Source organism: Alteromonas naphthalenivorans (assembly GCF_000213655.1).
GTDB classification, from domain to species: domain Bacteria; phylum Pseudomonadota; class Gammaproteobacteria; order Enterobacterales; family Alteromonadaceae; genus Alteromonas; species Alteromonas naphthalenivorans.
Genome location: NC_015554.1, coordinates 3,463,767 through 3,475,746, shown reverse-complemented (window position 1 = coordinate 3,475,746; position 11,980 = coordinate 3,463,767). Strand labels below are relative to the sequence as shown.

The following is an 11,980-nucleotide window of genomic DNA, read 5'->3' as shown; positions in this document are numbered from 1 at the left end:
AATAAGTCATTAATACTAGCCCATTTGCGCGTTTTAATCTTGGGTTGAACAGTGTGGTTGGAGGAGGAGAGTAGGTACACAAGAAAAAATATTTAGCAGAAAAACAGTGCTAATAATGAAAATCTGGATTATGGTGGATTTAGCGCTTGTGATTGTTTGTTGGGCAAGCGTGTGAAGTGGCGGTGTTTAGGTTACTGCCACTTTTCGGTCGACGCGACAAGGAGTGGAAGTCCTGTTCGAGCGACAACTTCTCCTCCTTCAGCGGAACTGTTCCTAGCACGCTAATTTGTTGTGTGTGCCTGGCCTTATTTACCGGAGTAAAGGATGCCAAGAAAAAATTCCACTGATACAAAAATATACGTCCTCGATACCAATATTCTGCTGCACGAACCTCACGCATTTCTCTCCTTTAAAGAACACGATGTCGTTGTACCAATGACCGTGCTTGAAGAACTAGATTACATCAAAGACAGTAAGAAAGACGTTGCCCGAGATGCGCGAGTATCTATTCGTGCAATGGAAGACTTACTGCACGATGCGTCACCTGAAAATATGGTGGCCGGTGTGTCTATGGTTGGAATGGGCGCAGGTGAAACAGCGCCGACAGGTTCTTTGTCTATTTATACTGATTTGGGCATGGCACAATCGCAGCAAGTGTTCACCAGTAATGAGAACGACAACCGCATCATTAATGTGGCCCTGCATTTGCAAAAAGCGAATGCACCGCAACAAGTGGTGTTGGTCACCAAAGATCTCAACATGCGCCTTAAAGCTAAAGGGGCAGGTCTTGCTCATGTAGAGGATTACCGCACCGACCAACTTATCAGTGATATTAAATACTTATCTCGGGGCTTCCATCGGTTTGAAGGCAATTTTTGGGACAAGGTGAAAAGTGTAGACAGTCGCACTGAAGGTCGTGATACCATTCACACCATTCCCAAAGCCATGCTGCCAGAAGCTTACATCAATGAGTTTCTACTTGATGAAAGCAACGATTTTGCTGGACTCGTTGAGGCGATTAACGGCGACTCTCTTGAAGTGCTTGATTTAGGCTATGAGCGCTTAATGGGCCGCCATGCGTGGGGAATAACGCCAAAGAATATTGGTCAAGCAATGGCGCTTCATGCGTTGCTTGACCCACACATCGACTTGGTGATCCTTACTGGCCCTGCAGGGAGTGGTAAAACCCTATTGGCCCTAGCCGCCGCCCTTGAAATGGTGGTAGAGCGTAACATGTACGATAAGATAATCGTGACACGTAGCACGCCAGAAATAGCTGAGTCGATTGGTTTCTTACCGGGAACCGAAGAAGAGAAAATGTTGCCATGGTTAGCAGCCATTACTGATTCGTTAGAAGTGCTGCATAAACACGATGAAAACGTGAAAGGCTCTATGAACTACATCATGGAAAAAGCCAACATTCAGTATAAGTCGGTTAACTTTATGCGGGGGCGAAGCATTCAAAACTCAATTGTGATTTTAGATGAATCGCAGAATTTAACGGCATCACAGCTTAAAACCATTATCACCCGATGCGGTGAAGGTACTAAGATTATTGTGGGCGGAAACTTGGCCCAAATAGACAGTAATTACTTAAGCGCTGTGACTTCAGGACTAACCTACTTAGTAGAGAAGTTTAAAGACTTCTCGGGCAGTGCAACCTTAAACTTAGATGGTGTAGTAAGAAGCCGCTTAGCCAGCTTTGCGGAAGAGAATCTTTAGTTTTTACGTGTAAGCAAATCAGTAACACTAAAATACGACTAAGCGTGTTCGTGGCTCAAGCCGCGAATGCGCTTTTTGTTTTAGTCAATTTTCTCCACTTGATAACGGCCGGTAGAGATGTAGCGTTTCGTGTCATCTGAAATATCGCCAAAGGGGATAAGGGCTGGGCCTGTTGGGTCAAACAGTACATAAGTCTCACCCTCAACCTCTAATTTCTCGTCTTCAGGAACCGCATTGATAGCTACCCCTAATAACGCATGATGGGGAAGAAAAACCATAACGATGTTGGTGGAAGGAAGAAAGGCACGTACCAGCGCGCCAGTTAAAACCGCCTTACTGTCGCAGTCCCCCCTATTTTGCATAAGTAACCCTAGTGGAGGCGCAAACCCAGAACCATTACTGGCAACTCTGTCTTCAAGGGAATCATAAGGAATACTTTGTACCCAGCTAGTCATCAATTGTAAGTAAACACGGTTATTTTCAATTCGATCTACTTTGTCGTAAAACGCTTCCGAGATAGGTCTAAGTGATTCAAACGTTTGTGCAACATAACGAAGGTGATCAGGCTTTACCGCTTGCTGGTTAAAAAGCGTGGTGAACCGAGTGTAATAGTGTTTATCAAGATAGTCAGTATAAGCGGTACGCTGCACACTTTTTAACTGAGATAATATCTGGTCAGCTTTATTTGGCTTTGTTGATGTAACCTTTATATTAATTGCGTCGTTTTCATTGGAAACAGACACCACTGCTTCACGTGGGTCGACCTTCTTAGCCTCTTTAAGTAGCGATACGGTAACGTAACGTTGGGCTATTTCGGGTTTATAGTTGGCCTGTGTGGTAGGCGCGACCTTTAATGCACTATTGGGCAAAGAGAATGCAATGGATTGCTCAATACCTTCACTATCTAACCATCGATATTCAAACTGTATATCATCAGTCGAGACGGTTTTGTTGAAAGAGAGTTGAGCAGCGTAAGTGGCGATAGGGGCAAAGCAAAGAAGAAGCGCAAAACTAAGTGGCAAGGCAGTCGAAAGCGCTAGCGACTTAGATAGTCGAGTTGGCAAACCTGTGGCATACAAGGCCGTTTGCTGACAAAGACGACTTATTTGCCCCATAAATGTAACCTTCGTTTTAGTGTGACGACCAATGTGCTGCTGCCAATATGCCGCGTAGCTGATTAATTCAGTATGCGTTCGCAGGCATAAATTGCAACAAATTAGTTAAAACCACGCCTGCTTACTGGCGCAAACTAGTCACCGAACCAATTTAGCTGTTTATGTAAACTCACCACCGTACCCACAATGATTAACGTTGGTGGCTTTAATGCTGATGTAGCAGGGTTTTGCGTAATATCGCTAAGTGTGCCTGTCACCACTACTTGGTTTTCGGTGGTAGCCGACTGAATAAGGGCAATTGGCGTATCTGGTGTAAGACCGTTTTCGATTAACTTCTCACAGATAATGGGTAAGCCCGTTAACCCCATATAAAATACAATCGTTTGGTTTTTATGTGCTAACGACTGCCAATTCAAATCAATCGTACCGTCTTTTAAGTGGCCTGTAGCAAACACCACTGATTGCGCATGATCTCTATGGGTTAGAGGAATGCCTGCATAGCTTGATGCGCCATTAGCCGCGGTAATGCCAGGTACAACTTGAAACTCTATTCCATGTTGAATAAGCGTTTGAATTTCTTCGCCGCCACGGCCAAAAATAAACGGGTCTCCGCCTTTTAAGCGCACAACCCGATTGCCTTTTTTCGCTTCATCAACCATCAACTGGTTTATGTCATCTTGCGGCAAGCTATGATTGCTCTTCGCTTTACCAACGTAAATCTTTTCAGCATCGCGGCGAACGAGTTCTAAAATCTGTGGCGACACCAATCTATCGTAAACCACCACATCGGCTTTTTGCATTAGGCGCAATGCGCGAAAAGTCAGTAAATCAGGATCGCCAGGGCCTGCGCCAACTAAATAAACCTGACCTTGAACTTGGTTATTTTCAGCCGCTGCCGTTAGCGCGGTCTCAAACGCTGCATCGGCTTTACTGTCTTGGCCTTTTTCAACCATTTCAGCTATATCGCCGTCTAACACGTCTTCCCAGAAATATCGCCTAGCAGTAACACCATTTAAAGATTGCTTTACTTTTTCTCTGAATTTTTCAGAGAAGGCACCTAGTTTACTTAAATTAGCAGGCAGCACGGTTTCCAGTTTTTGACGCAAGTACCGCAATAACACCGGGGCTACGCCGCCACTGCTCATAGCAATAATAATAGGGGAACGGTCTACAATAGAAGGGGTGATGAATTGGCAAAGTGGCGTGTTATCAACCACATTGACGAGCACTATTTGTTCGCGCGCTAAATCGTGAATAGCTTGGTTGGTTTCAGATTTATCGGTGGCGATAAAAACCATGTCTTTATCGGTTAAATCGCTGTCGATAAATTCCCGTTCAATAAGGGTTACTTTCTCGTTTTTAGCCAAACGTTTTACGGTTTCGCAGGCCCAAGGCGCCACCACAGTAATGTGGGCAGGGGTTTTCATGATGAGCTCAAGTTTGCGGGCTGCTACTTCTCCAGCGCCGACAATTAAACAGCGAAGAGAGCGAGCATCTAAAAATAGGGGAAAGTAATCCATTGAGGTGCACATAAAAAAAAAGAACTAACGCTATTTTGCGCTAATTCTTTTTATTTATAAACAACGAAATCAGCCTTCATATTCACTAATGTTATATAAAGGCGAAATGTTCTTGTTTTTCGTTCTTACGACTTGCGACGTGCGCGATTATCACGGCTGCGGTTTTCACCACGGTTGTCGCCTCGCTCACGCTTTGCCGGTGGTGTGTCTGACCATTCGCGAATAGACAAACGTTGACCCGCTACGCGAGTACCTTGAAGCTTGTCTTTAGTCTCTTTTGGCATGCCTTCCGGCAAATCAACAGTACTGAAGTTATCATAAATTTCAATAGCACCAATGTGCTTAGAATCCATGTTACCTTCGTTTGCGATAGCACCAACGATATTACCCGGCTTAGCACCGTGTGTATGACCTACGTCAATACGGAAGCGTTGCATACCTGCTTCTGGCTTACGACCAGTGCGAGGTGCTCTAGGCTTACGTTCACGACCGTCACGTCCACCATCTCTGCGGTCGCCACGAGGCTCACGGCTGTCACGAGGTGGTTTGCTGTGAAGATCAGGGCGGTCGCTTTCTTTAAGGATAAGCGGCTCATCACCTTGTGCAATCTTAAGCAATGCTGCCATAAGCACTTCAGGAGAAGCTTCAGCTTCTTCTTTAATCATCTCAACTAATGGAATAAGTGTTTCAATGCTGTCATCTTGCGTAGCATCAATAACAGATTGCTTGAAACGGCTTAAACGGGTTTCGTTGATTTCACTAATTGAAGGAATTGGCATTACTTCAATTGGCTGCTTAGTCGTTTTCTCGATAGAGAAAAGCATACGCTTTTCACGATGTGAGATGAAAAGTATTGCATCACCAGTACGACCTGCACGGCCTGTACGACCAATACGGTGAACATAAGATTCACTATCGTAAGGTACGTCGTAGTTGATAACGTGGCTAACACGTTCAACATCAAGACCACGTGCAACAACATCAGTTGCTACCAAGATATCAATGTTACCTTGCTTAAGTTTATCAACAGTACGCTCACGAGCGTTCTGAGGAATATCACCATTTAGCGGTTCAACATCGTATCCACGTGCAGAAAGTTTATCAGCAAGTTCAACAGTAGCTGTTTTAGTACGCACGAAAATAATCATGCCGTCAAAACGCTCTACTTCCATGATTCTCGTAAGTGCCTCAAGCTTATGGTGAGGAGCTACTTGGCAGTAACGTTGACGAATAGTACTTGCAGTACTTACCTTAGAAGCAATTTTTACGTGCTTAGGATCTTTAAGGTAACGCTGAGTAATTTTCTTAATTGGACCAGGCATAGTTGCCGAGAACAACGCCGTTTGGCGTTCAGCTGGCGCGTGGCTCAAAATAAGCTCAACGTCATCAATAAAGCCCATGCGTAACATTTCGTCGGCTTCATCAAGTACGAGGAATTTAAGTTCACTTAAATCCAACGTTTTACGTTTGATATGGTCGATAACACGACCTGGTGTACCTACCACAACTTGAACGCCGCGCTTAAGCTGGCGAATTTGGTTGTCGTAAGATTGACCGCCGTAAACAGGCAGTACTTTAATTTTATGGCTGAAACTAGCGTACACTTGGAACGCTTCTGCTACCTGAATCGCTAATTCGCGAGTAGGTGCTAGTACCAGTAATTGCGGCTTACGTTGCTCAGGATCGATATTTGCCAACATTGGAAGGGCAAACGCTGCGGTTTTTCCTGTCCCTGTCTGGGCCTGACCGAGTAAGTCGTGACCTTCAAGCAGTAATGGAATACTCTCGGCTTGAATAGGTGACGGTTTCTCGTAGCCAACTTTTTCAAGGGCTTGTAAGATAGGTTCTGGTAGTTTTAGATCTTTAAATGTCATGTCGACAGTTGTTGTCATTAAGGGTCCTGATGCTTTAAGTAAGGAGGGTGCGGCATACTGTAGGACGCCTTCAAACGTCGGAGTGTGCTCGCGGTATTGCAAAAAACGTTATTATATTCGAATAATGGTCAGGTTGCCACGAAATTGCACAATAATGACGAAAAAATGCACAATTGATAGTGTAAACTTCGGGTATACCTCGAAATTCAAATGATGTAGGGCAAAGGAACGACAATGAATAAGAAATACCCACAGCAGATTTTTAAGCGATCTTCTATCGCAGTTCTTCTTTTGAGCAGCCTTTTAGCAGGATGCGGTGATAAATCGATAGACGCTCATCTAGAAGACGCTCGAGCTTATGCACAGAGTCAAAATAACGCTGCTGCAATTGTTGAATATAAAAATGCCATTCAGATGGACCCCAATGCAGCGGTACCTCGTTTTGAGTTAGGTAAATTATACCTTCAAAATGATAATTATGTCTCAGCAGAAAAAGAATTAAACAAAGCGTTAGAGCTAGGACACCCAGCCAGTGAAGTGATTCCCTTACTCTCAGTTGCCTATCAACAATCGGGAGCAGAAAACGCGTTAGGAGAAGTGGATTATCGTGCAGAGGGCATGACCGCCGTAGAATCTGCCGAAGTCGGTTTTTATAAACTCCAAGCCTTAGTACAGTTAGAGAAATTGGCAGAGGCTGAAGCGCTACTAGATGATTTATTAACCCTCGATACGCAGTCTGTATATAAGGGGTTAATTGAAAGCTATCAATATGTACTTGCCGAAGACTATACACAGGCACTGACTGCTACAGAGGCACTCCGAGAGCAAGCGCCAAGCAACAAAGATGTTTTACTACAGCTTGCCCGCCTTTACTTGTTAGAGCAAAAGCAAGCAGAAGCCATTGGTGTTTACGAAGATTACACCAAAGCCTACCCTAAAGACGTGACCAGTAAATTCGCATACGCTGCTTTGCTAATAGAGCAACGCGATTTAGCACGTGCTGAGCCAGTGGTGGATGAACTATTAACGCTGAATGAAGCCCATCCATTGCTTAATACGTTTAAAGGCATAATTGAATCAGCGAATGGTAATCATGCAAAAGCGTTAGCGCATTTGGAAACAGCAGTACAAAACGGTCGTAACGATCAAGTGGTGCGATTGGTTGCCGGTTTCAGCGCGTATCAAATTCAAGATTTTGAAGCGGCCCAACGACATCTTACTATGGTGGCGTCACGGCTACCTGAAAATCACCCAGGCTTAAGAATGCTGGCAGACAGCATGTTGCAACTGGGCGAAAATGACGAAGCCCTTGCTGTATTAAACCGAGTAGAAGGCGACGCGACCACAGACGCAGCGTTATTTTCTAAAGCGGGGTATCAATTACTTCGTGAAGGTAACGTGGTTGGTGCTAAACAAATGGTTGAAAAAACCGAAGCGGTAGTGGATACCTCACCAGAAGATCTCGCTCGTTTAGGTGTGTTACAACTCTCGTTAAACGATGTGACCGGTTTGGTTAACATTGAAGAAGCCGTTCAGCGGGCGCCAGAATCTGCCGCCTCTCAAAACACTTTGCTGCGCGCGTACATCGCTACTGGCGAGCTAGAAAAAGCCAAGGTTGCTGCCAGTGAATGGCGTGAGCAAGCGCCAAGTGATGCATTGCCTTTGGTGTACTTAGCTAGCATTGCTATTGTTGAGGAAGACTTTACTACAGCCACTGACTTATTAAATAGCGCTGAAAAGTTAGAGGGTGCCGATAAAGAAGTGGCTTATGCCAAAGTGAAGTTACTGATTGCGCAAAAGCAGTTTGCTGACGCTATTACGCTTGTGAAGTCTCATATAAAAGATAACCCTTCGGACGTGCAAGCGTTGACCATGTGGTACGCCCTAGAAGCGCGAGAAAAAAATGAAGCAGTAGTGGTTGATTACTTAGAGAAGCAACTTGCAGAAGAATCAGCCGATATAAACTTGCGTTTATTATTGGCGCGTATTTATTCGCGAATGGGCGAAGTAGCCAAGAATAATAGCTTGTTAGCCTCTGTTGAAGGTGATGAAAGCACCCCAATTGCGTTTTGGAATTTAAAAGGTCAGGGCCTAATTCGTGAAAACGAAGTTGAAAAAGCCAAAGCCTTGTTCGAACGTTGGATTGAATTTTATCCGCAAGATAAAAATGCGGTATTGGGCATGCTGCTTATCCTTGATTCTCAGAATAACTACCGCGACGGTTTAGCGCTTACTGAAAAAGTATTAGCGAAACGTCCAGATGCCCAGATTAGTCTTTTAAAAGCGTATTTCCACGCCATGATGGGGCAAAGTAAACCGGCATGGGAGATTATTAATAGTACCTCTGATGAGGTGCAAGCACTGCCATTCGTTCGCGGTATTCTTGCCAGGCTGTATGTTATCGATAAGCAACCAGAAGAAGCATTGGAGCATGCAGAGGTGGCTTATGAAGCTACGCCAAACTCGGACATGGCCTTGCTAATGGTTGCCATTCTTGAAATGACAGGTAAACAAGCCGAAGCCTTTTCATTTCTTGAAAAGCATGTGCAGAACACGCCAAACGATGTGCGCAGTGCCATGCTATTAGCCGAACGCCAAATTGCTAGCGATAAACAAACAGCCATAGCGACCTATGAAACTATTTTGACTAAAACCCCTGATAATTTTGTGGTGTTGAATAACTTAGCGTTTTTAAGTTTTCAAAATGGAAACCTAGATAAAGCTGAAACCATGGCGAAAAAGGCCGTATCTTTACAACCTGAAAATGCAGACTCTGTAGATACGCTAGCGCAAATACTGATTGCCAAAGGCGATAAAGAAGCTGCGCTTAAGCTGTATTCAGATATTGCAACTCGACCTATTTTAAATGATGAGGTTTACCTTAATCACGTAGAGCTGTTATTGCAGATGGATAAAAGTGCTTTAGCTAAGCGACGCCTAGCAAGCAGAGAGTTTGAAAAAGAAGTATCACTTGAGCGTATAGAAACGCTTAAAACGCGCTACGGATTATAAAAGGGTGTTTGGTACCTTAAAGCGTATAAGCAAACTGACAGCTAAATAGGTTACTAAACCGATAGCTAAGTTAATACAAACGAAAAAAGCGCCTAGGTGATATCTTCCTTTGGCGCTTTTTTTGGCTGTTCGTTATTACTGTTGGTTATTTTTTTGAGTTTGGTTCTTCGAGTTTGGCCTTAATCGCCGTGAGCTCTGCCATTACGTCTTGTAATGTAGGTTCGCTGTGGCCTTCAGCTTCTAATTCCGCTCTTAGCAGCGCTTCTTTTTCTTCCCTGGCTTTTTCGTTCTCACGCTCCATCACGTTCACCACAATACCAATCACCATGTTCAAAAAGGCGAATGCAGTAAAGAAGATAAAGGTTAAGTAGTACACCCAGCTAAGCGGATAAACCTCCATGGTTTCGTACATAACATCGGTCCAATCTTCAAATGTCATCACCCTAAATAGGGTAAGCAATGAGATGGTAATGTCGCCCCAAAGCGTTGGGTTGATATCGCCAAACAACGTGCTGCCAACCGCGGCGTATATGTAAAAAATGATAAACATGAGCAACATTACGTAGCCCAGTTGAGGCAAAGCTTTTACCAGTGACACTAAGAGTATGCGAAGTTCAGGAATGATAGAGATCATCCGCAATACCCTAAATACCCTAACTAATCGTGCTATCAACGCAAGTTCAGTATCATCGGCGGGTATAAGGCTGATAATAACAATAACGGTATCGAAGACATTCCAGAAACTTTTGAAAAAGTCTCGCTTTCGGGGTTCGCCTAAAAAGCGAATAGTAATTTCAGTTAAGAAAAATGCGCTGATAAACCAATCTAGTAATAGGGTAACACTGCCAAACCCAGCAGGCAGTTCATAGGTTTTGGCGCCAACTAATAACGCTGAAATGACGATAACGCTAACCACAAAGGCTTCAAACCATTTATTAGCGCGAATACGTTCAAATCGACTCTGTAACTCAGAAGCTTGCATGTTTTTCTTTGCTCACATTACAAACAAATAAGCGCTGCCAATCACTTAAGATAAATAGGCTTATTTAGGGATAATAAAAAAAGGGGCAACATCATGGACGATGCATTGTGCTTGTTGCAAGTAAAATTGTATCAGCGGCATATTACCGGCTTAACGTGTCTGACATTATCTTTAAATATTACATCATTTACAAAGAAGGCGGCTAATGCCGCCTTCTTTTATGACACTGGTTTATCGCCAGGTATTATTCAGTTTATGTTGCCGATGATTATTCAGCGTCTTCCATTGGCTTTAAGCCACGGTTGATAATAGCCACATCTTCGCCGGTTAAGGTACCAGCAGCTTGTTTCAGCGTAACAACCGATTGAATAAAGTCGTAGCGCGCGCCAGATAAGTTATTGCGTGCATCAAACAAATTACGGGTGCTATCAAGTACATCCACAATAGTACGCGTTCCTACATCAAATCCCGCTTCAGTTGCTTTTAACGCACTGTTTGCAGAAACCACAGACTGTTCAAGGGCGCGAATGGTAGATATTGACGCTTTTACGTTATTAAACGAGCTACGAATAGACTGAACCGTTTCACGGTACGTTTGTTCAGCCGCTTGGCTGGCAGAAACGTAAAGGTATTTCGCTTGGTCAGTTTGCGAGCTTACACGATGGCCAGAGTAAATCGGTACTGACACTGACAGGCCAATTGACTCGCTATCAAGGTAAGGTGTTTCGTACTGAATAAACTGTGAATCTACGTCATTTTTCGAGCGACCAAGGCTTGCCGATAGGTCAAGGGTAGGTAAGTGGCCTGAACGGGCAGCAGCGATATCTTCTTTAGCAATATCCATCGCTAAACGGTCAACCAACAATGCTAAGTTTTTATCTTGCGCCGTTTCTAACCAGTTATCGACTTTTGCAGGCACTGGCATAGTGGCAGAGAAGGTTTCTTTATCTAAGCCAAACAAGCGGTCGTGGTATTTACCGGTGATAACACGTAGTGCTTCAAGGGCGAATTCTAGCTGGTTTTCAGCCTGAATCTCTTGAGCGACAGTGCTGTCGTAGTTAGCTTGTGCTTCGTGCACATCAGTAATAGCGGTAAGCCCTACTTCGAAGCGCTGACGGGTTTGTTCTAACTGACGCTCAATGGCTCGTTTTTCTGCATTAACAAATTCAACGCTATCACGTGCACGTAATACATCAAAATAAGCAGTAACCGAACGTACAATTAGGTCTTGCATGCTAGCGGCTAATTGCGCATCGCTTTGTTCTGCCACTTTTTCGGCGCGATCTAAGCCAACCCAGTTTGCGTGGTCGTACAACGACATAGACAACGAAATGCCGTAATCGATATTGTCATTGTCTGTTTCAAAGGTGACTACTTGTAAGTCTTCTGCGTTAGTACCTAATGTTTGTGCACTCTCTGTGGTAGAGGTGGTGTACGACATAGACCCAGAAATTTGAGGAAGAAGGTTTGCACGACTAATGCTGATCCCTTCAAATGCAGCATCACGCTGCGCTTTCGCTTGATTTACCAAAGGGTCATTGGCGAGTGCTTGTTGATACACTTGTGTCAGATCATCGGCAAGGGCACCGGTTGTTACTGAGAAACCGATTGCCAGCGACAGAAGTTTTCGATTCATGCTTACGTCTTCCTGTTATGTCTAGATGAGTCTAAGTGACTGCTAAAAATTATAAATAATATGCGAAGTGTATAAATTTTATTCGTAAACCGAAACAGTACAGTCGTAACAGTGTTGCT

8 protein-coding genes are annotated in these 11,980 nt (G+C 44.1%); 3 read left to right on the top strand and 5 right to left on the bottom strand.

Annotated features, from left to right (window positions below; all coding sequences use genetic code 11):
- Positions 1–324: 324 nt before the first annotated feature.
- The gene (locus AMBT_RS15115) at positions 325–1,722 is read left to right on the top strand and encodes a PhoH family protein (protein WP_041452589.1); all 1,398 of its coding nucleotides are present in this window, start codon (positions 325–327) and stop codon (positions 1,720–1,722) included.
- A gap of 80 nt (positions 1,723–1,802) precedes the next feature.
- Here AMBT_RS15115 and AMBT_RS15110 read toward each other — a convergent pair whose 3' ends face one another.
- The 3 genes from AMBT_RS15110 to AMBT_RS15100 form a co-directional block, all read right to left on the bottom strand.
- The gene (locus AMBT_RS15110; RefSeq protein ID WP_013785502.1) at positions 1,803–2,837 is read right to left on the bottom strand and encodes a hypothetical protein; all 1,035 of its coding nucleotides are present in this window, start codon (positions 2,835–2,837) and stop codon (positions 1,803–1,805) included.
- A gap of 134 nt (positions 2,838–2,971) precedes the next feature.
- A complete protein-coding gene (gene cysG, locus AMBT_RS15105; RefSeq protein WP_013785501.1) occupies positions 2,972–4,357 on the bottom strand; it encodes a siroheme synthase CysG in 1,386 nt (461 codons plus the stop codon).
- 125 nt (positions 4,358–4,482) lie between these two features.
- Entirely contained in the window at positions 4,483–6,249 is a 1,767-nt protein-coding gene (locus tag AMBT_RS15100; RefSeq protein ID WP_013785500.1) for a DEAD/DEAH box helicase, read from the bottom strand.
- A gap of 216 nt (positions 6,250–6,465) precedes the next feature.
- Here AMBT_RS15100 and prsT point away from each other — a divergent pair, with 216 nt between their 5' ends.
- Positions 6,466–9,243, top strand: coding sequence for an XrtA/PEP-CTERM system TPR-repeat protein PrsT (gene prsT, locus AMBT_RS15095; RefSeq protein WP_013785499.1), 2,778 nt, complete (start codon positions 6,466–6,468; stop codon positions 9,241–9,243).
- Between the two features lie 145 nt (positions 9,244–9,388).
- Here prsT and AMBT_RS15090 read toward each other — a convergent pair whose 3' ends face one another.
- On the bottom strand, positions 9,389–10,225 hold the full coding sequence (locus AMBT_RS15090; protein WP_013785498.1) for an ion transporter: 837 nt from the start codon (positions 10,223–10,225) through the stop codon (positions 9,389–9,391).
- 93 nt (positions 10,226–10,318) lie between these two features.
- On the opposite strand from AMBT_RS15090, the gene AMBT_RS15085 reads away from it, so the two are divergent.
- On the top strand, positions 10,319–10,531 hold the full coding sequence (locus tag AMBT_RS15085) for a hypothetical protein (protein WP_041452588.1): 213 nt from the start codon (positions 10,319–10,321) through the stop codon (positions 10,529–10,531).
- On the opposite strand, the gene tolC is transcribed toward AMBT_RS15085, so the two are convergent.
- Complete coding sequence (gene tolC, locus AMBT_RS15080) at positions 10,494–11,861, bottom strand: outer membrane channel protein TolC (protein WP_013785497.1); 1,368 nt, start codon at positions 11,859–11,861, stop codon at positions 10,494–10,496. The genes AMBT_RS15085 and tolC overlap by 38 nt on opposite strands.
- Between the last annotated feature and the right edge of the window lie 119 nt (positions 11,862–11,980).